This is a genomic window from Kitasatospora sp. NPDC085879 (assembly GCF_040686255.1).
Classification (GTDB): Bacteria; Actinomycetota; Actinomycetes; order Streptomycetales; family Streptomycetaceae; genus Kitasatospora.
Window position 1 is genome coordinate 50933 of sequence record NZ_JBFBJZ010000005.1, and the last position, 24914, is coordinate 75846.

20 protein-coding genes are annotated in these 24914 nt (G+C 72.3%); 7 read left to right on the plus strand and 13 right to left on the minus strand.

All coding sequences use genetic code 11. The annotated features are described in order from the left end of the window. Positions 1 to 62 precede the first annotated feature (62 nt). Together treY and treZ are read left to right on the plus strand one after the other, a co-directional pair. Entirely contained in the window at positions 63 to 2435 is a 2373-nt protein-coding gene (treY, locus tag AB0P35_RS05865; protein WP_363507026.1) for a malto-oligosyltrehalose synthase, read from the plus strand. Further along, positions 2432 to 4171 carry a malto-oligosyltrehalose trehalohydrolase gene (gene treZ, locus AB0P35_RS05870; RefSeq protein ID WP_363507029.1) on the plus strand — a complete coding sequence of 580 codons (1740 nt, stop codon included), beginning with the start codon at positions 2432 to 2434 and terminating at the stop codon, positions 4169 to 4171. Before treY ends, treZ begins: the two co-directional genes overlap by 4 nt. Positions 4172 to 4180: 9 nt before the next feature. Here the strand turns inward: treZ and AB0P35_RS05875 are convergent, their stop codons facing one another. The 3 genes from AB0P35_RS05875 to AB0P35_RS05885 are packed head-to-tail and all read right to left on the minus strand — an operon-like array spanning position 4181 to position 6674. Then, entirely contained in the window at positions 4181 to 4999 is an 819-nt protein-coding gene (locus AB0P35_RS05875; RefSeq protein WP_363507032.1) for an MBL fold metallo-hydrolase, read from the minus strand. Between the two features lie 45 nt (positions 5000 to 5044). Further along, entirely contained in the window at positions 5045 to 5938 is an 894-nt protein-coding gene (locus tag AB0P35_RS05880; protein ID WP_363507035.1) for a transketolase C-terminal domain-containing protein, read from the minus strand. A gap of 31 nt (positions 5939 to 5969) precedes the next feature. After that, positions 5970 to 6674, minus strand: a complete 705-nt coding sequence (locus AB0P35_RS05885; RefSeq protein ID WP_363507038.1) for a transketolase — start codon at positions 6672 to 6674, stop codon at positions 5970 to 5972. Between the two features lie 56 nt (positions 6675 to 6730). On the opposite strand from AB0P35_RS05885, the gene soxR reads away from it, so the two are divergent. Both soxR and AB0P35_RS05895 read left to right on the plus strand, forming a co-directional pair. Further along, a complete protein-coding gene (gene soxR, locus AB0P35_RS05890) occupies positions 6731 to 7225 on the plus strand; it encodes a redox-sensitive transcriptional activator SoxR (RefSeq protein ID WP_363507041.1) in 495 nt (164 codons plus the stop codon). Between the two features lie 112 nt (positions 7226 to 7337). Further along, positions 7338 to 8186 carry an SAM-dependent methyltransferase gene (locus tag AB0P35_RS05895; RefSeq protein ID WP_363507044.1) on the plus strand — a complete coding sequence of 283 codons (849 nt, stop codon included), beginning with the start codon at positions 7338 to 7340 and terminating at the stop codon, positions 8184 to 8186. Between the two features lie 643 nt (positions 8187 to 8829). Here the strand turns inward: AB0P35_RS05895 and AB0P35_RS05900 are convergent. The 7 genes from AB0P35_RS05900 to AB0P35_RS05930 form a co-directional block, all read right to left on the minus strand. Next, the gene (locus AB0P35_RS05900; protein WP_363507046.1) at positions 8830 to 10146 is read right to left on the minus strand and encodes a hypothetical protein; all 1317 of its coding nucleotides are present in this window, start codon (positions 10144 to 10146) and stop codon (positions 8830 to 8832) included. 18 nt (positions 10147 to 10164) lie between these two features. Beyond that, positions 10165 to 10938 carry a hypothetical protein gene (locus tag AB0P35_RS05905; RefSeq protein ID WP_363507049.1) on the minus strand — a complete coding sequence of 258 codons (774 nt, stop codon included), beginning with the start codon at positions 10936 to 10938 and terminating at the stop codon, positions 10165 to 10167. A gap of 294 nt (positions 10939 to 11232) precedes the next feature. After that, entirely contained in the window at positions 11233 to 12096 is an 864-nt protein-coding gene (locus AB0P35_RS05910) for a carbohydrate ABC transporter permease (protein ID WP_363507052.1), read from the minus strand. After that, the gene (locus tag AB0P35_RS05915) at positions 12093 to 13451 is read right to left on the minus strand and encodes a sugar ABC transporter permease (protein WP_257019458.1); all 1359 of its coding nucleotides are present in this window, start codon (positions 13449 to 13451) and stop codon (positions 12093 to 12095) included. The genes AB0P35_RS05910 and AB0P35_RS05915 overlap by 4 nt, the downstream gene beginning before the upstream one ends. Positions 13452 to 13459: 8 nt before the next feature. Then, positions 13460 to 14803 carry an extracellular solute-binding protein gene (locus AB0P35_RS05920; RefSeq protein WP_363507055.1) on the minus strand — a complete coding sequence of 448 codons (1344 nt, stop codon included), beginning with the start codon at positions 14801 to 14803 and terminating at the stop codon, positions 13460 to 13462. Positions 14804 to 14910: 107 nt separating this feature from the next. Next, positions 14911 to 16605, minus strand: a complete 1695-nt coding sequence (locus tag AB0P35_RS05925; protein ID WP_363507058.1) for a glycoside hydrolase family 13 protein — start codon at positions 16603 to 16605, stop codon at positions 14911 to 14913. Positions 16606 to 17038: 433 nt separating this feature from the next. Then, positions 17039 to 18310, minus strand: a complete 1272-nt coding sequence (locus AB0P35_RS05930; RefSeq protein ID WP_363507061.1) for an ABC transporter substrate-binding protein — start codon at positions 18308 to 18310, stop codon at positions 17039 to 17041. Positions 18311 to 18477: 167 nt separating this feature from the next. On the opposite strand from AB0P35_RS05930, the gene AB0P35_RS05935 reads away from it, so the two are divergent. From AB0P35_RS05935 to AB0P35_RS05945, 3 genes are read left to right on the plus strand one after another with little or no spacing between them, the layout of a single operon-like run. Further along, positions 18478 to 18981 (plus strand): PadR family transcriptional regulator, encoded by a 504-nt coding sequence (locus AB0P35_RS05935; protein ID WP_363507064.1) that lies wholly within the window; start codon positions 18478 to 18480, stop codon positions 18979 to 18981. Positions 18982 to 19025: 44 nt separating this feature from the next. Continuing rightward, positions 19026 to 19754, plus strand: a complete 729-nt coding sequence (locus AB0P35_RS05940) for an ABC transporter ATP-binding protein (protein ID WP_363507372.1) — start codon at positions 19026 to 19028, stop codon at positions 19752 to 19754. A gap of 6 nt (positions 19755 to 19760) precedes the next feature. After that, entirely contained in the window at positions 19761 to 22055 is a 2295-nt protein-coding gene (locus AB0P35_RS05945; RefSeq protein ID WP_363507067.1) for an FtsX-like permease family protein, read from the plus strand. Here AB0P35_RS05945 and AB0P35_RS05950 read toward each other — a convergent pair. The 3 genes from AB0P35_RS05950 to AB0P35_RS05960 form a co-directional block, all read right to left on the minus strand. Further along, entirely contained in the window at positions 22046 to 22591 is a 546-nt protein-coding gene (locus AB0P35_RS05950) for a hypothetical protein (protein ID WP_363507070.1), read from the minus strand. The two genes, AB0P35_RS05945 and AB0P35_RS05950, sit on opposite strands and share 10 nt — an antisense overlap. 201 nt (positions 22592 to 22792) lie before the next feature. Continuing rightward, entirely contained in the window at positions 22793 to 24061 is a 1269-nt protein-coding gene (locus AB0P35_RS05955) for a sugar ABC transporter permease (protein WP_363507073.1), read from the minus strand. After that, positions 24058 to 24855, minus strand: coding sequence for an ATP-binding cassette domain-containing protein (locus tag AB0P35_RS05960; protein ID WP_363507076.1), 798 nt, complete (start codon positions 24853 to 24855; stop codon positions 24058 to 24060). The genes AB0P35_RS05955 and AB0P35_RS05960 overlap by 4 nt, the downstream gene beginning before the upstream one ends. Positions 24856 to 24914: the final 59 nt, after the last annotated feature.

A 24914-nucleotide genomic window follows, 5' to 3' on the forward strand; every position in this document is an offset into this window, starting at 1 on the left:
CGGGTGGGCCATTCGTGCCACCCGGGCCATAGCCACGGCCGGGCCCGGGTAGGGATCACCCCATGACGTCCGCCGCCGCACAACCACCGACGGCCAGTTACCGGCTCCAGCTCCAGCCGGGCTTCACCCTGCGCGACGCCGCCCGCGCGGTGCCGTACCTGGCCGCACTCGGCGTCTCCCACCTGCACCTCTCCCCGCTGCTGGAGGCTGCCCCGGGTTCCACCCACGGCTACGACACGGTCGACCACGGCCGGATCAGCGAGCAGCTCGGCGGCGAGGCGGCGCTGCGGGCGCTCGCGGACGAGGCCCACCGGCACGACCTGCGGCTGATCGCCGACGTGGTGCCCAACCACATGGCGCTGCCCGTCCCCGAGCAGCTCAACCAGCCGCTCTGGCAGGTGCTCAGGGACGGCCCGGACTCGCCCTTCGCGACCTGGTTCGACATCGACTGGACGGCGCAGCCCGGCCCGGTCGACGCGCCCGCCCGCGGCCGGCTGCTGCTGCCGCTGCTCGGCGACCGGCTCGGCGGCGTCCTGGACCAGCTGGTGGTCGACGGCGAGGTGCTGCGCTACCACGACCACGCGTTCCCGCTGCGCCCCGGCACCGCGCACCTGCCGCTGCCGGGGCTGCTGGAACGGCAGTGGTACCGGCTGGCCTGGTGGCGGCTGGCCAGCAGCGAGCTGAACTACCGCCGGTTCTTCGCGATCAACGACCTGATCGCGGTCCGGGTCGAGGTGCCGGAGGTGTTCCGGGCCACCCACGAGGTGCTGCTGCGGCTGCACGGCGAGGGCGTGCTGGACGGCTTCCGGGTGGACCACCCGGACGGGCTGGCCGACCCGCGGGGCTACCTGCGCCGGCTCGCCGAGGCCACCGGCGGCGCGTACACGGTGGTGGAGAAGATCCTCGCCGGCGCCGAGCGGCTGCCCGGGGACTGGCCGTGCGCCGGCACCACCGGCTACGACGCGCTGCGCCGGATCGACGGGGTGCTCACCGACCACGCCGGCGCGGAGCGGCTGGTCACCGCCTACCAGCGGGACGTCGCGGACCGGACGACCGCGGCCGAGGCGGCGCTGCGCGGCCGCGCGGAGCTGACCGGGCCGCACGGCGAGCTGGCCGCCGAGGTCGACCGGCTGCTGCGGCTGGTCCGCCGGATCGGCACCGCCGACCAGGCCCTCGCCGACCACCCGCTGCCGGCGCTGCGGGACGCGCTGTGCGGCCTGCTGACCGACCACCCGGTGTACCGGCCCTACGTGGTGCCGGGCGAGGAGCCGCCCGAGGAGGCGGTCGCACACCTGGCCGGCGGCGCCGAGGGCACCCCGGACCGGCTGCTGCGGGACCTGGCGCTCGGCCGGCTCGGCCGCAGCCCGGAGAAGGACGAGTTCTGCCGGCGGTTCGCCCAGACCACCTCGGCGGTGGCCGCCAAGGGCGTGGAGGACACCGCCTTCTACCGGTGGAACGCACTGGTCTCGCTGAACGAGGTGGGCGGCGAGCCGGGCCGGCCGGGCCTCGGCCCGGCGGCCTTCCACCGCTGGTGCGCCGACCAGGAGCGGGACTGGCCGGACGGGATGACGGCGCTGTCCACCCACGACACCAAGCGCAGCGCGGACGCCCGGGCCCGCCTCGCCGTGCTCGCCGAGCTGCCGGACGCCTGGGCCGCGGAGTGCGCGGCGTGGACGGCCGCCGCCGGGCCCTGCCCGGACCGCAGCACCGCCTGGCTGCTCTGGCAGACCCTGGTCGCGGCCTGGCCGATCGGTGAGGAGCGGCTCGTCCAGGTGGTGCTGAAGTCGGCCCGGGAGGCGAAGCTGCGCACCTCCTGGACGTCACCCGACGAGGCCTTCGAGCGGGCGCTGACGGCGTACGCCCGCGGTGCGCTCGCCAACGCCGGGCTGTGCCCGCGGATCGCCGGCTTCGTGCAGCTGCTCGCCCCGTACGCGCGGTGCAACACGCTGGCGGCGGCGCTGCTGCACCTGACGGTGCCGGGTGTGCCGGACCTGTACCAGGGCAGCGAGGAGCCGCTGTACACGCTGGTCGACCCGGACAACCGGGCGCCGGTCGACCTGGGGGCGCTGGCGGTGCGGCTGACCGACTCGGCCGCCGACCGCGGCGGGGACCTCGCCCGGGAGAAGCTCCACCTCACCACCACGGCGCTGCACCTGCGGCGGCGCGGGCCGCTCGGCGCCTACCGTCCGCTGGAGGCTTCCGGCCGGGCGGCGGCCCACCTGCTCGCCTTCTTCCGCGGCCCGAAGGTGGTCGCCGCGGTGACCCGGCTGCCGTACGGGCTGCAGCGGGCCGGCGGCTGGGGGGACACCGTACTGGAGCTGCCCGAGGGCCACTGGACGGACGAACTGACCGGGCGGCAGTACGAGGGCGGGCCGTTGCCCGCCTCCTGGCTGCTGGAGCGCCACCCGGTCGCACTGCTCACGGAGGGCCGTTGACCACGTACCGCGTATGGGCACCCGAGGCGGACATGGTGGAGGTGGAGGTCGACGGCCGGCCGCACCCGATGGCCCGGGAGGGCGACGGGAGCAGCGGCTGGTGGCGGGGCGAGGCGCCGGACGGCGACTACGGCTTCCGGCTGGACGGCGGCCGGGCGCTGCCCGACCCGCGCTCGCCGCGGCAGCCGGACGGCCCGGACGGGCTCAGCCGGGCCGTCGACCACGCCGCCTTCCGCTGGTCGGACACGCCGTGGCGGGGCCGGCCGCTGCCCGGCAGCGTGCTGTACGAGCTGCACGTGGGCACCTTCACCCCGGCCGGGACCTTCGAGGCGGCGGCCGAGCGGCTGGACCACCTGGTCGACCTGGGCGTGGACTTCGTCGAGCTGATGCCGGTCTGCCCGTTCCCCGGCCGGTACGGCTGGGGCTACGACGGGGTGTCTCCGTGGGCGGTGCACGAGCCGTACGGCGGCCCGGACGGGCTGAAGCGCTTCGTGGACGCCGCGCACCGCAAGGGCCTCGGCGTGGTGCTGGACGTGGTGCACAACCACCTCGGCCCGTCCGGCAACTACCTCCCGGTGTACGGGCCGTACTTCACCGACCGGCACCACACGCCGTGGGGTTCGGCGGTGAACCTGGACGCGCCGGGCTCCGACGAGGTGCGGGGCTACCTGATCGGCAGTGCGCTGGCCTGGCTGCGGGACTACCGGATCGACGGGCTGCGGCTGGATGCGGTGCACGCCCTCGCGGACGACCGGGCGCTGCACTTCCTGGAGGAACTCGCCGTCGAGGTCGAGAAGTTGGCGGAGGCGACCGGGCGGCCGCTGTTCCTGGTCGCCGAGTCCGACCTGAACGACCCGCGCACCACCGCGCCCCGGCAGGCCGGCGGTCTCGGGCTGACCGCGCAGTGGAACGACGATTTCCACCACGCCCTGCACACCCTGCTGACCGGCGAGTCCGGCGGCTACTACGCGGACTTCGCGGCCGACCCGTACGCGGCCTGCGCCAAGACGCTGACCCGGGGCTTCTTCCACGACGGCAGCCGGTCCTCCTTCCGCGGCCGCTCGCACGGCCGGCCGTTCCCCGCCGCGTACGGGCACCGGCTGCTCGGCTACGCGCAGACCCACGACCAGATCGGCAACCGGGCGGCCGGGGACCGGCTCTCGGCGACCCTCTCCCCCGGCCGGCTGGCGGCCGCGGCGGCGCTGGTGCTGACCTCGCCGTTCACCCCGATGCTGTTCATGGGCGAGGAGTGGGGGGCGAGCACCCCCTGGCAGTACTTCACCGACCACACCGACCCGGCCCTCGCGGAGGCCGTCCGGCAGGGCAGGCGGCGGGAGTTCGCCGCGCACGGCTGGCAGCCCGAGGACGTGCCCGACCCGCAGGCCCGCGCCACCGTGCTCGGCTCCACCCTCACCTGGGCCGAGCGGGCCAGGGAGCCGCACGCCGGGCTGCTCGACTGGCACCGGCGGCTGATCCGGCTGCGCCGCACCCACCCGGAGCTCACCGACCCGGACCTCGGCGCCGTCCGGGTCGACCACGACGCGGCCGGGCAGTGGCTGGTGGTGCACCGCGGCCCGTTCCGGGTGGTCGTCCACCTGGGCACCGAGGCCCCGCGGCGGATCGCCCTGGACCGGCCGTACGGGCAGACCCTCGCCCTGTACGGGGACTGCTGGCCGGAGTCGGACGGCTCGCTGCACCTGGCGGCGGAGTCGACCGCGGTCGTGCGGGTCGACTGACGCCCCGGGTCAGTCCGGCTTGCAGACGATGAAGCGCTTGTACGGGTGGCGGCCCGGGCGGTCGCCGATCTCCCGGCAGGCGGCCTGCAGGTCGTGCAGGTCGGCGACGGAGAGCTCCAGCGGGGGCTCGTCCGGCTGGTGGGTGGTGCGGATCGGGTAGTCGACGCCCGGCTCGGCGGTCATCTCGATGTGGCAGCCCAGCACGTGGGTGACCTCACGGCCGGCGGCGAACTCCACCAGGCGGTCGACGGTGCGGGTGAAGGCCGGCCAGTCGTCGACGTACAGCCGGCCCGGGTAGACGGTGTCGCCGGTGAGCAGGAAGCCGGTCCGCGGGTCGTGGTAGGTGACCGACGCCGGGTGGTGGCCCGGGGTGGCGAGGCACTCCAGCACCCGGCCGCCGAGGTCCAGCGCCCGGCTCTCCTCGCCGCGGAAGCCGAACCAGGCGAGCGCCTCCCCCGCCGGCACCAGCTCGGTGTCCGGCCGGTCCGCGAACTGGCCGTCGCCCGCGGTGTGGTCGCCGTGCCCGTGGCTGTGCAGGACCAGCAGCGGCAGCCCCGGGCTGCGCCGCTCGATCAGCTCGTCGACGGTGCGGCGCAGCGGCAGGTGCGCCGGGTCGGCGGTGGCGCCGGTGTCGATCAGCACCGCCCGCTCGGTGCCGAACAGCAGGAACAGGAACGGCGCCTCGTAGTGGACGGCCTTGTTCTGCCGCAGGACGTACGTCGCCGGGTCGACCTCGTGGACCTGGAGGTCGGGGTCGGTGTTGTGCTTCGCGGACGTCGATCCGTGGATCCAGTGGACGTCCAGCGGTGTGCGGTGCTGTGCGGTCATGGCATCCCCCTTCGTTCGCGAAGCTACCAGAGGGGGTGTCGCGGCTCAGCGGAGGAAGGCGGTGATCCGGGCGCGCAGGCCGGCCGCGTCCAGGCCGTAGGCGGCGAGGTGCTCGGGGATCGAGCCGTAGTGGCGGTGCTCCTCGCGCGGCACGCCGAGGCCGAGGACGCGGTGCGCGAGGTCGGCGAGCGCGTCGTGGGCGGCGCCCGCGGAGGTGCCGGCCAGGTAGGGCTCGACCAGGACGACGTCCGCGCGGTCGCCGAGGGCGGCGCGCAGCCCGGCGGCGTCGAAGGGCCGGACGGTGGCGGCGTAGAGCACGGTGACGTCCAGGCCCTCGGTGGCCTCCAGCACGGCGTCCAGCATCGGGCCGACGGCGACCACCGTGCCGCGGCGGCCGGTGCGGACGGGCAGCAGCCGGCCGGGCTCGACGGGCTGCGCGGCCTCGTTGCGGTGGGCGGAGAGCCGCAGGTAAACGAGGCTGTCGCCGTCCGCGGCGGCGTGCCGCAGCAGGGTCTCGGCCTCGTCGGGGTGACCGGGCACGTGGACCGTCCAGCCGGGCAGGGTGTCCAGCAGCGCGACGTCCCCGGGTGCCATGTGGGTGCGGCCGCCGGCCGGCCAGTCGTACGAGCCGGCCGCGCCGACCAGGACGGCGCCGACGCCCTGGTGGACGAGGTCGAGCTTGATCTGCTCCCAGGGCCGCTCGATCAGGAAGCTGGCGAAGGTGTGCGCGATCGGTCGCAGGCCCGTGAGGGCGAGGCCGGCGGTGACGCCGATCTGCAGCTGCTCGCGGATGCCGACGTTGAGCACCCGGTCGGGGTGGCGGTCGGCGGCCGGGCGGAGGGAGTCGGCGCCGATGTCGGCGAGGACGACCGCGAGCCGGGGGTCGTGGTCGAGCAGCTCGGTGGTGACGGCGGCGAAGCGCTCGCGCATGGTCTCCATGGCAGGGGCCTTTCTCGGTGGTGGGGAGCGGTCAGTTCTTGGGTTCGACGCGGGCGACGACGGCGTGCGGCCGGCCCGGGTGCGGGGCGGTGAACGCGGCGTGCAGGGCCTCGTGGTCGCGGCCGTCCACCGTCGCGGTCGACCAGCCCTCGGCGGCGAATCGGGCCGCGATGCCGCCGCGCCAGCCGTGGGTGGCCGAGGAGTTGTCGATCACCACGGTGTGCAGCCGGTCCAGGCCGGCCGCGCCGGCGAAGGCGACCGCCTCGTGGTTGCTGCCCTCGTCGAATTCGGCGTCGCCGACCAGCACCCAGACGGCGGGGTCGGTGAGGCCCTGGGCGCGCAGGCCGAGTGCGGTGCCGACGGCCAGCGGCAGGCCGTGGCCGAGCGAGCCGGAGGCGATCTCCGCGCCGGGCACCAGCAGCCGGTCCGGGTGGTGACCGAGCGGGGAGTCGTAGCCGCCGAAGCTCGGCAGCACGGCCTCGTCGAGGAAGCCCTTGGCGGCGAGGACGGCGTAGTAGGCCATCGGGCCGTGGCCCTTGGAGAGCAGGAAGCGGTCACGGTCCGGGGCGTCGGCGGTGGCCGGGGCGACCCGCAGGACACGGTCGTAGAGCACCCAGAGGGCGTCCAGGGTGGAGGTGGCGGCGGGGCCGTGCTTCTCGTCGCCGGTCATCAGGGCCATCAGGGCGGGCAGGTCGCCGAAGGTGCGCGGCCGCTGCCACGTGGTTGCGGTGGTCATGGCAGAAATCCTGCAAGTTGAAGTCGACTTCAGGTCAAGCGGCTATCCTCGGCCGCATGGGACCGACCCGGCACGACCTGTTGACCATCGGCCAACTCTCCGCCCGCAGCGGGCTGGCGGCCTCCGCGCTGCGCTACTACGAGCGGATGGGGCTGATCAGCGCCGATCGCACCACCGGCAACCAGCGCCGCTACGCCCGCGCCACACTGCGGCGGATCGCCTTCGTCCGGGCGGCGCAGCGGGTCGGTCTGTCCCTGGAGGAGGCGCGCACCGCGCTGGACCGGCTGCCGGAGGACCGTGCGCCGAGCACCGCCGAGTGGGGCGAGGTGGCCGGCACCTGGCACGAGCGGATCGACCGGCAGATCGAGGAACTCCAGCTGCTGAAACGGAAGTTGACCGGCTGCATCGGCTGCGGCTGCCTGTCCCTGTCGCGCTGTGCGCTGTACAACGCGGGCGACCGGGCGGGCGCGACCGGGCCGGGCGCCCGCTATCTGCTGACCGGCGACCCGGCGGACGGCCCGGCACCAGGGGCAGCCACGACGGAGCACTGACCGACCGGGAGGCCAACGGGCCCGGGCCGGATCGGGCGTTCGGGGGCCGGCGGCCGGCGCCGCCCGTCTATGCTGCCGGGGTGAGAGTCGAACGGCTGCCGGGAGCGCGGACATGACCGACCATCAGGACATATCGCTGGACTGGATGTCCGGTACCGGCGAACCGCACGAGCCGGTTGACCTGCGCCCGGAGATCCCGCACCCGGCCCGCATGTACGACTACTACCTGGGCGGCAAGGACAACTTCCCGGCCGACCGGGAGGCGGCGGAGAAGGTGCTGGCGCTGAGCCCGCTGGTGCGGATCAGCGCGCTGGCCAACCGGGCGTTCCTGCAGCGTTCGGTGCGCCACCTGGCCGAGGCCGGGGTGAAGCAGTTCCTGGACGTCGGCACCGGAATCCCGACCGCGGGCAACACCCACGAGACGGCGCAGCGGGTGCACCCGAACGCCCGGGTGGCGTACGTGGACAACGACCCGATCGTGCTGGTGCACAGCCGGGCGCTGCTGGCCGGCTCCAGCCGCGGCACGGTGACGGTCACCCAGGCCGACCTGCGCGACCCGGCGAAGATCCTGGCCGACCCACAGGTGCGCGAACTGCTGGACCTGGGGCGGCCGGTGGCGCTGCTGCTGTTCGCGGTGCTGCACTTCGTCGACGACGCCGACGACCCGTACGGCATCGTGCGGACGCTGGTCGACGCGCTGCCCTCGGGCAGCCACCTGGCGCTCTCGCACGGCACCGCCGACTTCGTCTCGGCGGCGGACGCGGCGAAGGGCCCGGCGATCTACCGCAACGCGACCGCACAGCTGAGCATGCGCACCCGGGAGCAGGTCCTGAGGTTCTTCGACGGGCTGGAGCTGCTGGAGCCGGGCCTGGTGACGGCCCCGCTGTGGCGCCCGGACACCGCGACGTCGGCGACCGACGCCGAGGTGGGCATCTGGGCGGGCGTGGGCCGCAAGCCCTGAGCCGTCCGGCCCTCCGCGTCCGCCGGCGCCCGAGCCCCGCTCGGGGTACTGGGCGCCGCGCGGCGATCACTCGACGGAGCCGGCCGTCACAGGAACGTGCGCAGTTCTGCGGCGAGGTGCCCGGGATGGGCGAGCGGGTCGGAAAATCGAGGTCGTCGGCGGCCTCGATGGGGCCGCAGACCTGGTCGGCCGGTGCGCAGTCGCCAGGCGTGCCTGCCTGACGACCCCGCCCGTCAGCGCGATTTCTAGGCGAAGACCACGAGCGCAAAGGCCAGCAGTACAAGGATCGCCACGACAAGCCATCCGCGCTTGCTCGGCCACTGGCCGCCTTGGCTGTGGCTGAGGATCCAGTTGGTGCTGTCGTCGCTGTGGTGGTGTCCGTGCTGGTGGCCCCCGAACCCGCTGTGGTGATGATCTCCGTGGTGACTGCCGTCGTGCCCGCCGTCGTCCATCTCGCACCCCCGAGTAGTAGCTGTGCGGCCAGCTTGGCACGCGTAGGCCACTCGAAACCTCAGAACACCCTCTGGCGCCCGTCCGGCCGCCTCCCTGTGCAGCGGGCCCAACCCGTTCGTTTCTGGTGGCGGCCTCGTCCGGGCCGGGTGAGGTCGCGTTCACGACCTCCCGGAGATCAGAGGAGAGGGCGTTAAGTCTGAGAGTCTTCAGAGGTTCCGGCCTGCCGCTGCTGGCGGGCTTGCCTGGCTGCCGTCCACGGGTCCTGCTGCTTCACCTTGATGCGGCGGAAGTAGCGCTGCATTGCGGTCGAGCCCCTGCGCCAGTCGCCCAACTCGGCGATCCGGTCCTCCGGCACGCCGGCCTCCTTGAGCTCGGCGGTACCGCCGACGCGCAGGCTGTGCGCGGTCACCCTGCGGGCGGTCTCGGCGTTGATCAGGGCGCTGTGGCCGGCCTCGGCCCGGTCGTGCTCGGCGAGCTGCGCGACCTGGGCGAACGCGGCCTTCGCCCTCCGCTTCACGATGCCGTTGACGGTCCCGCCGGACAGGCGTGAGAGCTCGGCCCACTCCTCCGCGGTGATCTCGCAGTCGTCCTTGAGCGTGCCGTCAGGGTGCTGCGGGCGGGTCTGCGGTGTGAGCCGGACGGCGAGCCGGCCGGCTTTGTCGAGCGCGCGGAAGAGCGCCTGGTCCCGCGGCTGGCGGATGCGGCGGCCGTACGCCAGCCACGCCCGCATCCGGCGCACCGGGCACAGGTGCGGGGCATCGTCGCGAGTCGACACCCAGCCCTCGAAAGCGGACCCGTCCGTGCGGGTGTTGCGATTCACCAGCCTTACGTCGATGCCGTCATGACGAACGACCAGGTGAGTGACGATCAGACGGTGGAGCTCGATCCGGCGGGTGAGCAGATGCCAGCCGAGGGTCAGAATCGCGGCGTCGCGAAGGTCGGCGGGCAAGCCCCTGCCGCAGGTCGCGAGCATCGCTTCGAGGTCCGCCTCGCGGACCTCGGGGGACTGCTTCTCGGTGCTGCTCTTCGCCCACCGGGTGCGGAACGCGGCGACCATCTCGCGGACCTCGACGGTGGCCGGCCGGGTCCTCCCGGGCGTGCAGCGCTCCTGCCAGGTGACCACGGCCGACATGTACTTGCTCACGGTGTTCGGGTCGTACCGGCCGCTATTGATCATCCAGCCGACGTACTCGATCAGGGTGGCCGTGGTGCACGGCAGAGCGACCCGCCTGCGCTCGGCACACCACTGCTCGAACAGCTTCACCTGATGTCGGATGTTCCGCTCGGTGTTCTTCGGCTGGGCGGTGTGGACCTGGCTCGCGATGTCATCGCTGATGAGGAAATCCCGGAAGGTGTACTCCACGGGCCGGCCGGCGGCTGGAAGCCGCTCCCCCGCTACCAGGTCGGTGTTTCGGTCGAAGCCGATGACATCCAGGTCGGCCGGCCGCGCGACCGCGGCCGGTGGCGTGCTGGAGGCGTCGACGGGGTGCTGATCCGGCTCGGTCACGCCGCACAGAGCCCTTCTCTAGAGAATCGATCCGGCAACGGCCTGGAGGAGCGTGCGTAGTTCGGCCGCGAGGTGTTCGGGATGCGCGCGAGGGTCGGTGAGATCGAGATCGACGCTGCCGGCAGAGCGGACGGTGCCGTCGGGCTGGTCGCGACCGTCACGTACCGACAGGTACCAGCGGGAGTCGCCGCGGGCGAACTCCGCGAGGCGCCCGTTCATGGTCAGGTTGATGCCGCATCCGCAGCCCTCCCCGTCATCGCCCTGTTCACCGGGTCCGTGCCGCTGATCGAGCTCGACGCCGAGGATCTCGGCGACTGCGGCGATCGTGTCGTGCGGCCCGGACGGGAGGGTGAGCGCGGATCGCAGCGCCGTCAGTTCATCGACCACGGCGTCGGCGTAGAAGGGCACCACGAACAGCACGTGGTCCGCGGCGGCCTCGATGAGGCCGCAGACGGGGGCGACCGGTGCGCAGTCGCCCCGGCTCTCGATCTCTGCAAGGACGGTGCACAGCCGCTGAAGGGCGATGCCGACCGCGTCGACCTGGGCGAACAGCGCGGCGGCGAGGACGGAAGCCTGCTGTGGGGTGTAGAGGGCCCACTCGTGATACAGGGCGTCCACCGTGGCCTGGGCCGCCTCCGCACCGGTGACGGCCAGCGAGATCGCGTCGTCCGGACCACGAGTCCGACCGCCCTCGTAGCAGCGGACCTCCCTGGCGAGGTCACCGAGAGCGGTCCGGGGTGTCCGCTCCTCGTAGCCCTGCCAGAGCTCGAACCAAGGGGTGTTGCTACTCATGTGCTCTCCTCCGGCCTGCGCGCGACGGCGGGCGAGGCTCTGGATCGTCTTCTGGAGGGCGGTGCCGGCCCGGGCCTCGGGCCGGGCGTCGACCACGGCTGGGCCGTGCAGCGGGCGTGGGACCGACCGGCGCCCGTGTCCGTGTCAGGTCGGAGACGGGGCGCCGGTCGGCGTGGCCCGCTAGCGGGCCGTGCACATGGAACGGAGCTGAGGACATCACCTCCTGCGTGAGTGGCGTCTGCGGCAGGGGGAGGACGCCGCATGCCTTGGGCGCGAGCCGGTGGTACCGCTCGGCTACTTGAGGGCGCCGGCCATCATGCCGCCGACGAACTGGCGCTGGAAGGCGAAGAAGACGGCCAGCGGGATCACCATGGAGACGAACGCGCCCGTGGACAGGACGTCGATGTTGGAGCCGAACTGACGGGTCTGTTCCTGGAGGGCGACGGTGAGCGGGGCGGAGTTGCTGTCGGCGAAGATGAGGGCCACCAGCATGTCGTTCCACACCCACAGGAACTGGAAGATGGCCAGGGATGCGATGGCCGGTCCGCCCAGGGGGAGGACCACGCGGGCGAAGAGGCGCAGCTCTCCGGCCCCGTCCAGCCGTGCGGCTTCCAGGAGTTCCCGCGGGATCTCGGCGAAGAAGTTGCGCAGCAGGAAGATCGCGAAGGGCAGTCCGAAGGCGGCGTGGAAGAGGACGACGCCGATGAGGCTGCCGAAGATGCCGAGGCTGGCGTAGAGGTCGGTGACGGGGATGAGGGCGACCTGGATGGGGACCACGAGCAGGCCGATGAGCAGGAGGAAGAGCCAGTCCCGGCCGGGGAATTCCAGCAGGGCGAAGGCGTAGCCGGCCAGTGCGCCGATGACGACGACGAGCAGGGTCGCGGGCACGGTGATCAGCACGGTGTTGAGCAGGGAGTGGGTGATCTCCGTGTTGCCCAGCAGGTGGCCGTAGTTGTCCAGGGTCAGCTGGGTGGGGCGGGTGAAGACGCTCCACCAGCCGGTTGCCTGGATGTCGGTCGGCCCGCGCAGCGAGGAGACGAGCAGGCCGAGGGTGGGGACCAGCCAGAACAGGGCGGCCGCCAGCAGGAACAGCCGAACGGCGCCACTGCTGAGACGGGCGGCCAGCCTGGCCGGCAGGGAGGTGGCGGGAGCGGTCACCGGTTGCGCTCCTTCCGGAACCGCCGGATGTTGAAGAACATCGCGGGCAGGACGAGAACCAGCAGCAGCACACCGAGCGCACTGCCGACGCCCTGGTCGTTGCCGCCGCCGAAGGACGAGAGGTACAGCTGGAGGGCGAGGACGTTGGCGTCCTGCTGGGTGGAACCGGGGGCGATGATGTACACCAGGTCGAAGACCTTGAGCACGTTGATGACCAGGGTGACCAGGACGACGAGCAGCACCGGTGCGAGCAGCGGGACGGTGATGCGTCGGAAGACCGTCCATTCGCTCGCCCCGTCGACTCGGGCCGCTTCCATGAGTTCGCGCGGGACCTGGGCCAGGCCTGCGGCGATCAGCACCATCGCGAAGCCGGTCCACATCCAGATGTACGAGCCGATGATCGACCAGGTGACCAGAGTGGGGCCGAGCCAGCTGATGCCGCGGTACTGGCCGGTGAAGTTCTCCGCCGGAAGGGCCAGCCGGACGGCGGCGCCGCCGGTGGTGAGGGCGAAGGTGCCGTCCGTGCCCGAGGTGGCGGTGGCGACGACGTGACCGTCGCGCACCGCCTGGACCCGGACTCCGGCCAGGGCCTTCTCGCCGGGGTCGATCCGCGCCGGTGTACCGCCGCCGCCGGGGAGGAAGTCCAGCCAGACCGTGCCGCAGACGTCTCCGGTCGGACAGCCGGCGGGTGTCGCCGCCGGTCGGGCGCCGGGCAGGGTGTTCGGGGCGATGCCGACCAGCGGCAGCGCGGCGGGGGTGCCGGAGGGGACTTCCGCGGCGGTGGTGAAGCCGCCTCCGTCAGCGGTGAGGCTGCCCCCGGTGCGTGGGTGGGCTCCCGGGTACGCGGAGGCCTTGAGGAAGGTGTCGTGCACGGTGACCGCCACGGCGTTGGCGGCGCCCTTGGCCGGATCCTGGTCGTAGACCAGCCGGAAGATGATGCCGGCGGCCAGCATGGAGATCACCATCGGCATGAAGACGACCAGCTTGAAGGCCGTGCCCCAGCGGATCCGCTCGGTCAGGACGGCGAAGATCAGGCCGAGGCCGGTGGCGGCGGTCGGGGCGACCACCACCCAGATCGCGTTGTTCTTGAGAGCGGTGAGGGTGTGGCCGTCGGTCAGGACGGTGCCGTAGTTGCCCAGTCCGACGAACCGGGTGAAGCCGTCGGCGGCGAAGAGGCTCCTGGCCAGCGACCACACGATCGGGTAGAGGACCAGTGCGCTGAGGAGCACCAGTGCGGGCAGCAGGAAGGCGGCTGCGATCCACCGGCGGGTGCTCATCGCCGAGCGGGGCCGCTCGCGGCCGGTGGGCGGGGACGGCGGTGCGGGTGGGGCTTGCGGGGCGACGTGTGTCGTCATGGCCGTCCTCAGCCCGCGTTCTTGTAGGCCTTGGCGGCGTCCGCCTCCAGCTTCTGCTGCGCACCGGCCACGTCGGAGGGGTTGGCCAGGAAGTCCTGGAGGTCCTTCCACTCGCCCTGGCCCTTGGTGCCGCCGAACGCACCCGGCGTCTGGTCGGACATGTCGAAGCGGAAGGAGTCACCGGACTGGATGAGCGACTTGGCGATGCCGCGCGTGATGTCGTCCGGGTAGGCGGAGAGGTCGAGCGACTTGTTCGGGGAGATGAAGCCGCCGAGCTGGGCCTCGATCTTGGCGGCCTCGGGGGAGGCGAGGTACTGCAGCAGGGCCTGCGCACCGGGGCCGTCCTTGAGGGCGACTGCGGCGTCGCCGCCGCTGACGACCGGCGGCTTCCCGGAGTCGACGGCGGGGAAGGGGAAGAACTTGGCGTCGGTGCCGACCTTGGCCTTGGTCTCCTGGGCGATGTTGGTGGCGACGAAGTCGCCTTCGTAGACCAGGCCGGCCTTCACCGGGTCGGCGAAGGCCTGGGCGACGGACCCCGGGTAGTCGGTCTGCAGGGCGCCGCCGGGGCCGCCGGCGATCAGGGCGGGCTTGCCGAACAGCTGGCCGAGGGTGGTCAGCGCCTTGGCGACGGACGGGTCGGTCCAGGGGATCTGGCGCTTCGTCAGCTTGTCGTAGTTCTCGGGGCCGGCCTGGCTGAGGTAGATGTTCTCGAACCAGTCGGTGAGGGTCCAGCCGTCGGCGCCGCCGATCGCGACCGGGCTGACACCGGAGTCCGACACCGCCTGGGCGACCTTGAGGAACTCCGCCCAGGTGGTGGGCAGGGCGCTGATCCCGGCCTGGTCGAAGACCTTGGTGTTGTACCAGACGGTGGACTTGTTGGACGCCTTGAAGTAGACGCCGTACTGCTTGCCGTCGTAGCTGCCGAGGCTCTTCCAGGTGGAGCTGTAGTTCTTGGTCAGTGCGGCGTCGACGGCGGGGTCGACCGGCTTCAGCCAGCCCGCCTTGGCGAACTGGGCGAGCACGCCGACCTGGGGCAGGAAGGCCACGTCCGGAGCGGCGCCGCCCTGGATCTTGGTACCGAGGAAGGTGGAGACGCTGTCCCCGGTCGGGACGAAGGTGGTGTGGGCTCCGGTGAGCTTGTCGAACTGCTCGATCACCTTGAGGAAGTTCTGCTGCTCGGGTCCGGTCCAGACGGCCGCCACCGAGAGGTTCTGGCCGTGCAGGTCCGGCAGGTGGAGGCTGCCGGTCGGGGAGGCCGCGGTCGAGCTGCTGGTGCTGCCGTTGCTGCACGCGGTGGAGAGCACCGCGAGGCTTGCGAGGGTGGTGATGGCGGCTGCCGTTCTGCGGTTCATGGTCTTCTCTTCTCTCGTTCGCGGGGGTCGCGGGGGGTCACGGGTGGGGCGGTGGGTGGGGCGGCGGGTGGGGTGGAGGCGAACCGCCCGGGGAGGGCGGTGGGTCGTCAGGCCGTGAGGTGGTCGGAGATCCACCAGGCGGCGGTGTTGCCCGGGAGGGTCCCGGCCGGGCAGGGCCCGCTGGCCAGCAGCGGGGTGTCCTGGATGGGGGCGGGGACGGCGTGGTCGCCGAAGTTGACGGCGCACACCAGCCCGTCGCCGCGGACGAAGGCCAGGACCTGCGGCGGCGACTCCAGCCACCGCAGCGGGCCCTCGCCGAGCTGGGGCAGGCTCCGGCGCAGGTGCAGGGCGTCCCGGTAGAGGTGCCAGAACGAACCGGTGTCGGCCAGCGCCCGCTCGGTGGTGTGCTCGGCGAACCAGTCGGGCTGCGGAAGCCACGGCTGCGCGGGCGCCTCGCCGGTGGTGAAGCCGAACGGTGAGGCGTGCCCGGACCACGGCAGCGGCACCCGGCAGCCGTCGCGGATCCGCAGCCTGCTGCCGGTCCGACGGAAGATCGGGTCGGTGAGCACCTCGTCCGGGAGGTCGACCACCTCGGGCAGTCCGAGCTCCTCGCCCTGGTAGACGTACGCCGCGCCGGGAAGGGCCAGCATCAGCAGGGCTGCCGCGCGGGCCCGGCTGCCTCCCGGGTGCGGCAGGTCGGTGTCGGCGTCCGGCGTGGGGGCCGCGTACCGGGTGACGGCCCGGATCTGGTCGTGGTTGTTGAGCACCCAGGTGATGGTCGAGCCGGTGCCGGCGATGTCGCGGAGCGCGTCGGTGATGACCCGTCGGAAGTGCTCGGACTGCCAGGGGGCCGTCAGCAGGTGGAAGAAGAAGGCCTGGTGGAGTTCGTCGGGTCGGACGTAGGCGGCCTGGTCGGCCGCGGTCGGCACCGAGACCTCGCCGACCAGCAGCCGGTCGAGGCCGTCCCGCGCGGTGTACTCCTCGCAGATGGCACGCCAGTCCCGCCAGATCCCGTGCACCTCGGGCTGGTTCCACGCCAGCGGGTTGACGGAGTCCCGGGTGCGCTCGTCGGCCTCCGGGTCGTCGGAGTCAGGGAGGGCCGGGTGCTTGAACAGCCCGGCGGCCACGTCGATGCGGAAGCCGTCGACCCCGCGGTCCAGCCAGAACCGCAGCACCTGGTCGAAGTAGTGGCTCACCTCCGGGTTGCGCCAGTTGAGGTCCGGCTGCTCGGGGGTGAACAGGTGCAGGTACCACTGGCCCGGGCTGCCGTCGGGCTCGACCACCCGGGACCAGGCCGGGCCGCCGAACATCGCGTGCCAGTTGTTGGGCGGCAGTTCGCCGTGTGCGCCCCGCCCGTCCGCGAAGTGGAACCGGGCCCGGGCCGCACCGTCCGGCCCCTCGGCCAGCGCCGCACGGAACCACGGGTGCTCGGAGGAGCAGTGGTTCGGCACGATGTCGACCAGGCACTTCAGGCCCAACCGGTGTGCGTCGCAGACGAGTTGGTCGAAGTCGGCGAGAGTGCCGTAGACCGGGTCGACGTCGCGGTAGTCGGCGACGTCGTAGCCGTGGTCGTGCTGCGGCGAGGGGTAGAACGGGTTGATCCAGATCCCGTCGACGCCGAGCCGCTTGAGGTAGGGAAGGCCGGCGCGGATACCGGCGAGATCGCCGATGCCGTCGCCGGTGCTGTCGAGAAAGCTTCGTACGTACACCTGGTAGACCACGGCGTCCCGCCACCACTGCTGTGCGGCACTGCTCGGTTGCGGCTCGTCCGCGGGTGCGTTCTCGACGGTTGCGCTGATCATCCGGACACCATCCTGGCCTTCATGTGTCCCGTTCACGGGAGTTGCTTCGGGGGAGCGCACGGGTGCACCGGTCGGAGGTCACTGTCGTGCTGTACCGGCTCACCTGCGCGCTCGGTGTGCGCCGGCCGGTCTCCGCTTCGGTCGGGTAGGACCGGCGGGGTGTAATGCATTCATGTTAGTTATCGGCTGCCCGACTGTGTCAACGGTGTAACCCGTGGTTTCTTGGCTGTTTCCCGATTCCAGCGCGCTGACCTGCAACGATGACATGCATAACATGTAAGTATCGAGGCAGTCGGCGCCCTCGGGCGTGAACAGTCGGAGGGCGACCCGTGGAGGGCATGGCTCGGCCCCACGGGGCGCACGGGGCCAACGCGGCTGCGCGGACGCCGGGGCAGGCGGTCCGGAGCGCGGGCGGGCGGGCGGCCCCGCGGGGTCAGGGGTTGCGGATGATCGCGTTCAGCTCGGTGGTGAGCCGGGCAGCCGTCTCCCCCGGAGAGCGGTTCTGTGACAGGGCGTCATGGACGATCTCGGACACGGCGAGCGTGACCTGGTCGTAGTCCGGACTCTTCGGCCGCGGCCTCGCGGACAGCAGGCTCTGCCGGAGCACCGGAAGGTACGGGAAGCGCCGGACCAGCTCCGGATCGCTGTACAGCTCGGCCCAGACGGGCGGCAGCGAGCCCTTCAGCAGCACCTGCCGCTGGTTGTCCAACCCGGTCAGGTACTGGATCAGCCGCTGCGCCGACCGGGCGTGCCTGGAGTACGTGCTGACCGCGAGATCGGACCCGCCGAGCGTGCTGGAGCCCGGTCCGTCGGGCCCGGGCAGCGGGACCACCCCGAACCTGCCCGCGACCGCCGAACCCTGGGCCTGGGCCGAGTCGTAGACGTACGGCCAGTTGCGCAGGAAGAGGTACCGGCCGTCCTGGAAGGCCCGTCGCGACTCCTCCTCCTTGAAGGAGAGCGCCTCCTTCGGGATCCAGCCGTCCCGCACGCCGCCGACCAGGAAGTCGAGTCCGCGCCGCGCCGCCGCGCTGTCCGCGGCGACCCCGCTGCCCTCGCCGGTCAGGATCTGACCGCCGGCGGACTGCACGGCCTCCGCGTAGTTGACGGTCAGTCCCTCGTACGGCAGGAACTGGCCCGCATAGCCCTGCAGGCCGTGCCTGGGTGCCACCGTCTTCGCCTCGTCGGCCAGTTCGGCCCACGTCCGCGGGGGAGCAAGGTGCTCCTGGTCGAGGACGTCCTTGCGGTAGTAGAGCATCCCGGCGTTCGTGGTGTAGGGCACGGCGTAGAGCCTGCCCTGGTAGGTGGCGGTGTCGATGACCGGCGGGAGGAACTTGTCGAGCGGGAAGTCGTTCCGGTCGAGCTGCCTGACCCAGCCGGCGGCGGCGAACTCGGCCGTCCACGCGACGTCCATGTTGAGGACGTCGTAACGGTCGCTCCTCGCCTGCAAGTTGCTGATCATCTGGGCGCGGACGTCGTCGGCGGCCTCCGGCAGCTCGATCAGCGTCGCCTTCTCGGCGGGGTGGGTCGCGTTCCACGCCGCCAGGCGACCGCCGAGGTAGCCGGTCAGATCACGGCCGGTGGCCAGGGTCACCGGGCCGGTGCCGTCGGAGCCCGGGCCGTCGGTGGCGGAGACGGCCGGCAGGCTGCATCCCGAGAGGAGCAGGGCGCCGGCCAGCAGCAGGACCCGTAGCCGCGCCAACGTCATCTTGCCTCCCAGCGCACTGCTCTCGCCCGCGCCCACGAACGAGTGCTGTTATGTATACCTGGCAGGCCTGGGGGAAACTAGTGACTGGCTGGTAGCTGGGATTGTTCGGCCCCGACCGGCAGCCGGACACATGACGAGTATCTATGCTGGGAGGAGGCGGGGCGACTGTGCGCCTACCGCTGCTTGCACTGGTCGCGAAGGAGCCGGCGCACGGCTACGAGCTGAAGCAGGCCCTTGAGCAGACCTTCGGCGCGGCGTATCCTCAGGCGAACATCGGCCAGATTTACGTGACTCTGGGACGACTTGAGCAGAATGGGCTGATTCACGGCGAGGACGTCAGCGACTCCAAGCGCCCCAAAAGGGTGTACGAGATCACCGACGCGGGCCGTAAGGTCCTCGCCGACTGGTTCGCAGAACCGACCGAGGGGCCCAAGGTCCGCGACGAGTTCTTCACGAAGCTCGTGCTCGCGCCGGCGACCGGCGTGACGGACCGGATCACGCTGATCAACCAGCAGCGCCGCCACTACCTCAACACGATGCGCGGGCTGTCCAAGCTCGCCGCGTCCGAGGACCGGGACAACCGCATCGCGCACCTGATGATCGAGGGAGCCATGCTGCACCTGCAGGCCGACCTCGACTGGCTGGAGCGCTGTCAGGAGGAACTCGAGTGAGACGTCCGGGCCCCTCCCCCGCCGCCGCACCACCCGCGGAGGCCATGCTCTGGGTCAAGGACCTCGTCAAGGTCCACCGCACCGCCGCGGCCGCCACCCACGCCGTCCGCCACGTCGACCTCCGGGTGGACCGCGGCGAGTTCGTCGCGGTGATGGGCCCCTCCGGCGCGGGCAAGTCCACCCTGCTGCACCTGCTCGGCGGCCTCGACCGGCCCGACAGCGGTGAGATCTGGCTCGACGGGCGACGCGTCGACCACCTCGGCGAGGCCGGCTGGGCCGTACTGCGCCGGCGCTCGGTCGGCTTCGTGTTCCAGTTCTCCAACCTGGTCTCCAACATGACCGTGGCCGACAACGTCGAGCTGCCCGCGCTGCTGGCCGGTGTCCCCGCCCGCCAGGCCCGCACCCGCCGCGAGGAACTGCTCGCCGACCTCGGCCTCGCCGACAAGGCCCGGGCCGCCTCCACCGCCCTCTCCGGCGGTGAGCAGCAGCGCGTCGCCCTTGCCAGGGCGCTGGTCAACCATCCCGGTCTGCTGCTCGCCGACGAACCCACCGGCAACCTGGACAGCCGCAACACCCGCGACGTGCTGCGCCTGCTCACCCGCTTCCACGGCCGCGGCTGCACGATCGTGCTGGTCACCCACGACGCCCGCGTCGCCAGCACCGCGGACCGCGTGATCAGCATCTTCGACGGTGAGATAGCCGACGACGCGCCGGTGGAGCTGCCGCCCCGCCCGCCGCGGACGGTCGCCGACGTGGTCAGGCTGGGGGACTGAGAACCGATGCGGGCCGTCATTCGCTGGATCGTCGCCGATCTCCGCACCCACCGGGGTCAGGCAGCGCTGGTCACCGTGGTCACCGCGGTCGTCGTCATGTCGCTCGTGCTGGCGAGCGCGCTGCTCCAGGACACGGCCAACCCGTGGCAGCGGATCTTCAAGCAGTCCAACGGCGCACACGTGTGGCTGCACGTCCGTCCCGGGGCCGACACGAGCGCCGTGACCCGCCTGGACGGCGTCGCCGCGGTCGCCGGCCCGTACCGGGCGGCCCCGGTCACCCTGGTGCGCAGCACCGGAAAGGTCTCCCTGGAACTGCGCGGGGTCGGCCCCGAGCCGTCGGGGGTGGCGCAGCCCGTGCTGCGCTCCGGCCACTGGCTCGACCCGGCGGAGCCGGACGGCATCGTGCTGGAGAGCTCCCTCGCGCGCTCGGTGTGGACGGGCAACGGCGACCACGTCACCATCCGCAGCCTCGACGGCGTCTCCCACAGCGTCCGGGTGGTGGGCATCGCCGACAGCGCCGACCAGGGCGGGTTCCCCAACTGGACGCCCGGCCTCGGCTGGGCGCTGCCCGGCACCCTCGACGCGATCGAACCGAACGCCAACCACACCGAGGACGTCCTGGGGCTGCGCCTCGACGACCCGCTCGCCACCGACTTCACCGCCCAGCAGGCCGTCACCGCGCTCGGCGGCGACCAGGTCACCCAGGTCTCCACCTGGAACCAGGTACGGGCCTCCATGGACCAGGACAACCGGCTGCTCGGGCTCCTGCTCGGCACCTTCGGCCTGGCCGCCCTGCTGGCCGCGGCGCTCGCCGTGGCCGGCGCCGCCGGCAGCCGGGTGCTCGGCCAGGTCCAGGACATCGCCGTCCTCAAGGCGGTCGGCTTCACCCCGGGCCAGATCATCCGGATGTTCCTCTACGAGCACACCGCGCTCGCGCTGGTCGGCATCGCCCTCGGTGCCGGCGCCGCCAGGCTGCTCGGCCCGCTGCTCCCCGGCCGGATCGGCGAGTCCATGGCCGTGTGGCAGACCCTGCCCGGGCACACCGGCGTCCTGGCCCTGACCGGCGCCGGCGCGGTGCTCAGCATCGCGCTGGCCACCGTCCTGCCGGCCTGGCAGGCAGGACGGGTGCCGCCGACGCCGGCCCTCCGGACGGACCTGACCGGCACCCGGATGTCCCGCCTGGCCCGCCTCGCCCTGCTGCTGCACCTGCCGCCGGCCCTCGTCCTGGGAGCCCGGGACGCCTTCCACCGTCCGCTCCGCGCCACCCTCACCGTGGGGCGGCTGGCCATCCCGATCCTCCTGATCACCGTCGCGCTGGGGAACTGGGCCACGCTCGACGGCTTCCAGCAACGCCCGGAGCGGGTCGGCCTGGCCGGTGTCCTGACCGCGCGGCCGAACGCCATCGGCGACGTCGTGGCCCGCAGCCTGCTGGAACGGACCTCCGGCGTCGCCGCCGCCTACCCCGGCGTCGAGGTCGAGGCCCTCGTCCCCGGCCAGACCCGCACCGTCACCGTGCGCGGCCTCGGCACCTCGGAGCGGCCCTACCCGTACCCCGTCACCGAGGGCCGGGGCATCCGCGAACGCGACGAGGCCGTCGCAGGGCAGGGCCTGCTCGACCTGATGCACGTCCACGTCGGGTCCTGGGTGCGGGTGACCGCCGGCGGCACCCCGCACATCCTCCACATCGTCGGCCGGACCATCCAGCCCGATCACAACGGGGAGATCCTCTCCGTCGGCCTCGACGCGCTGGGCGGGCCCGGCGGCCCTCCCCTCCCCCAGTACTACAGCGTGGTCCCGCGCCCGGGCACCAGCCCGACCGCCCTCCGGGCCGAGCTGCTCGACACGGCGGCCGGACGGCTCGACGTGCGGCCGGTGGACAATCCCGCCGACCGGCTCGGCGTCCTCCGGCCGGTGACCGTCGGACTCGTCGCCGTCCTCGCCCTGATCGGCCTGTCCGAGCTCCTGACCGCGACCAGCGGCGGACTGCGCGACCACACCCGTGACCTCGGCGTCCTGCGGGCGATCGGCCTGACCCCGCGCCAGGTCACCGCAGTGATCGTCACCAGCACCGCGCTGCTCGCGCTGACCGCGACGGTCGCCGGAACGGCGCTGGGCGTGCTGCTGTCGGACTGGCTGATCAACCTCCAGGGCCGTACCAGCGGCGTCGGCGCCGGCATCGCGCAGAGCCCCTCCCCGGCGATGCTGTTCCTGCTCGCGGCCTCGGCCGTCACCGTCGCCGCGGTCGTCTCCGCAATCCCGGCGGCCCGTGCGACGTCCCGGACCCCGGTGTCCTACCTGTAATCCCTCTCGAGGCCCAGGGCCTCACATTCGTCTCCCGTGACGGTGTCCGCCCCCTCGCCTTCGAAGCCGGCGTAGCACTCGACTTCACTCCGGTGGTCGGCCCCGGCCACGATGGTGAATATCTTGAGCACCTTTTCACCGTTCATCCGGACCCGCAGGCCTTCGAAAGGCGCAAAAGGCAGAGTGCACACCTTGCTCCACTGCCGGTCGCTTGCAAAGGTGATGACGCTGACCCGGACCGGAAAAGCCGCCCGCACCGCGCGTTCATCAGAGAGCCCACATTCCACGAAGCCGAGCGATGCGCACTTCTTCGCGGTGAACTCGCCCCCGTCATCGTCGACCACCACGCATGTCACGGCACCGTCGGGATCGTCGACCAGCACTGTGACGACGTTCAGCACCTCGTAGGCACCAACGCGAACACCCATGCCGGGGAACGGGGCGAAGGGCAGGTCCAGGTCCCGCACCCACGTCCTTCCTTCCGCCTCGATAACGAGACGCACCCCGAAGGGGTCGGCCTGATCCTGGCTTCGCATCTTCTCTCCCCGCCCTCACCGATTGTCGGTCGTCGCCCCAAGACCACCTGCCTACCGGTCTTCGGCCGCACAGATGCTAACAGCCCGGAAGAGGAGCACTGCGTCTCACAGCCGAATCTCAGGAAGCCGGATTCCGCGGCAAAATGGAATGCGCCTGTCGACGAAACTCAGGTACAGGTGACACTCATTCGCCAGGGCCGGTCAGGCCATGCCGTGGGCCCGCTGGGCGCGCCGCGATGCGGAGTCGATCAGTACGGCGGCGAGGAGCACCCCGGCCGTGATCACGAACTGGAGCGACCCCTGGACGCCGACGAGCGCCACTCCGGAGGCGATCGACTGGATGACGAGGATGCCGACCAGCGCCGACCAGGTCGTGCCGCGTGCACCGAAGAGGCTGGCGCCGCCGAGCACGGCTGCGGCGAGGGCGCTCAGCAGCAGGGTGGGTGAGCTGGAGGGCTGGATGGTCGCCGCCGTCGGCGAGGCCAGCAGCAGCCCTCCGACGGCAGCCGTCGCGCCCGAGATCGTGAAGACGGTGATCCGGACCACCGCCACGTTGATGCCGGTGCGGCGGGCGGCCTCGGGTGCGCTGCCGAGCGCGAAGACCTTCCGGCCGTACGGCATGCGGCGCAGCAGGTAGTCCATGACGGCGACGGCCGCCAGGAAGATCAGCAGGGCCAGCGGCAGCCCCTGGAACGCGTCGAGCACGGCGGCGGCGGTGAACGCGACCGCCGCGAGCGCACCGGTGCGCAGCGCGATGACTCCGACGGGTGCGGCCGGCATTCCGGCGGCCCTGCGGCGGCGGCGGTCCCGGTAGGAGGTGAGGAGGAACGCCGCTGTGCCGAGGGCCGCCAGGCCGTACGTCGCGGCCGGTTCGCCGAGGTAGCTGGTGGTGAGCGAGGCGACCAGGCCGGTGTCGCTGAAGTCGAGGGTGCCGCTGGCTCCCAGCAGGTAGAGCATCAGGCCGTACCAGCCGAGCAGCCCGGCCAGGGTGACGGCGTAGGCCGGCACCCCCGACTTGGCATGGAGGAACCCCTGCAGGGCTCCGATGGCGGCGCCGCAGAGGACGGCGAGGAGGACGGCGACGCCCTCCGGGATGCCGGAGCGCACGTTCAGGACGGCGAAGACGACGGTCGACAGTCCTGCCACCGAGCCCACCGACAGGTCGATCTCCCCGAGTGCCAGCACGAAGACGAGGCCCAGCGCGATCATCCCGGCGCCTGCCATGTCCACGCTGATGTGGGACAGGTTGCGGGGCGAGAGGAAGTTGCCGTTGAAGGCCTGGAACGCGAGCCAGAGCGGGAGCAGGCCGAGGATGATCCAGGCCCGGCCGATCTCTCCGCGCTGCATCATGACCTTGAGCCACTGCCCGCTGCGCCGCAGTGCCCGTGCGCGCCCCGGTCCGGCCGTCCGGCCCGCTGCGTCGTGGGTGCCCCGGACGGGGCCTGCCTCGGGTGTTTCCAAGCGGCTCACAGACCCGCCTCCTCCCACTCCGCCGCCTCCGCCGCACGCATCGTGACGGCGTTCTCCGTGGTGCCGATGACGGAGGAGACGATCTGTTCCTGGGACGTCATGTTGACGTCGTAGAAGCCGTTGTTGCGGCCGTGGCGCAGGACGGCCACCCAGTCCGCGACGGCCTTGACGTCGCTGAGGTTGTGGCTGACGAGCAGCACGCCGAGACCTCGGTCGCGGAGCTGCTCGATCAGGTCGAGGAACTGCCCGGTCTGCCTGATTCCCAGGGCCGCCGTGGGTTCGTCGAGGAGTACGAGGTCCGGTTCGCCGAGCAGGGCGCGGCAGATCGCGAGGCTCTGCCGCTGTCCCGCCGAGAGCGTGGACACGGGAACGCGCAGGTCGGGGATGTGAACGGAGAGGATGTCCATCAGCTCGTGGGTGCGGCGCTCCATCTCCAGCTCGTCCAGTCCCAGGCCGCGGCGGAGCTCGCGGCCGAGGAAGATGTTCGCGACCGCGTCGAGGGCGTCGCACAGGGCGAGGTCCTGGTACACCGTCGCGATGCCCAGTGCCTGCGCCTCGTGGGGGCGGGTGAGCCGGACCTCCCGGCCCTGCCACTCGACGACGCCCCCGTCGGCGGGCTCCACGCCCGCAATCAGTTTGACGAGCGTGGACTTCCCCGCACCGTTGTCGCCCATCAAGGCGACCACCTCGCCCGCGTTGACCTCCAGCTGTACGTCGGTGAGTGCCTGGACCGCGCCGTACCGTTTGGAGACCGCGTGCAGCGACAACAGGGGCGGGTCTGCGGTACGTGCCATCTGCTTTCTCCTTCACCGCCGGATCGTCCGGGGCATCGCGCGATGCGAGGGCTGCGGGG

What these genes read in the sequence shown, in the direction of transcription:
- treY (WP_363507026.1), top strand. Translation starts at nt 63, where the DNA reads ATGACGTCCGCCGCCGCACAACCACCGACGGCCAGTTACCGGCTCCAG.
- AB0P35_RS05875 (WP_363507032.1), bottom strand. Translation starts at nt 4,999, where the DNA reads ATGACCGCACAGCACCGCACACCGCTGGACGTCCACTGGATCCACGGA.
- AB0P35_RS05880 (WP_363507035.1), bottom strand. Translation starts at nt 5,938, where the DNA reads ATGGAGACCATGCGCGAGCGCTTCGCCGCCGTCACCACCGAGCTGCTC.
- AB0P35_RS05885 (WP_363507038.1), bottom strand. Translation starts at nt 6,674, where the DNA reads ATGACCACCGCAACCACGTGGCAGCGGCCGCGCACCTTCGGCGACCTG.
- soxR (WP_363507041.1), top strand. Translation starts at nt 6,731, where the DNA reads ATGGGACCGACCCGGCACGACCTGTTGACCATCGGCCAACTCTCCGCC.
- AB0P35_RS05895 (WP_363507044.1), top strand. Translation starts at nt 7,338, where the DNA reads ATGACCGACCATCAGGACATATCGCTGGACTGGATGTCCGGTACCGGC.
- AB0P35_RS05905 (WP_363507049.1), bottom strand. Translation starts at nt 10,938, where the DNA reads ATGAGTAGCAACACCCCTTGGTTCGAGCTCTGGCAGGGCTACGAGGAG.
- AB0P35_RS05915 (WP_257019458.1), bottom strand. Translation starts at nt 13,451, where the DNA reads ATGACGACACACGTCGCCCCGCAAGCCCCACCCGCACCGCCGTCCCCG.
- AB0P35_RS05920 (WP_363507055.1), bottom strand. Translation starts at nt 14,803, where the DNA reads ATGAACCGCAGAACGGCAGCCGCCATCACCACCCTCGCAAGCCTCGCG.
- AB0P35_RS05925 (WP_363507058.1), bottom strand. Translation starts at nt 16,605, where the DNA reads ATGATCAGCGCAACCGTCGAGAACGCACCCGCGGACGAGCCGCAACCG.
- AB0P35_RS05930 (WP_363507061.1), bottom strand. Translation starts at nt 18,310, where the DNA reads ATGACGTTGGCGCGGCTACGGGTCCTGCTGCTGGCCGGCGCCCTGCTC.
- AB0P35_RS05940 (WP_363507372.1), top strand. Translation starts at nt 19,026, where the DNA reads ATGCTCTGGGTCAAGGACCTCGTCAAGGTCCACCGCACCGCCGCGGCC.
- AB0P35_RS05945 (WP_363507067.1), top strand. Translation starts at nt 19,761, where the DNA reads ATGCGGGCCGTCATTCGCTGGATCGTCGCCGATCTCCGCACCCACCGG.
- AB0P35_RS05950 (WP_363507070.1), bottom strand. Translation starts at nt 22,591, where the DNA reads ATGCGAAGCCAGGATCAGGCCGACCCCTTCGGGGTGCGTCTCGTTATC.
- AB0P35_RS05960 (WP_363507076.1), bottom strand. Translation starts at nt 24,855, where the DNA reads ATGGCACGTACCGCAGACCCGCCCCTGTTGTCGCTGCACGCGGTCTCC.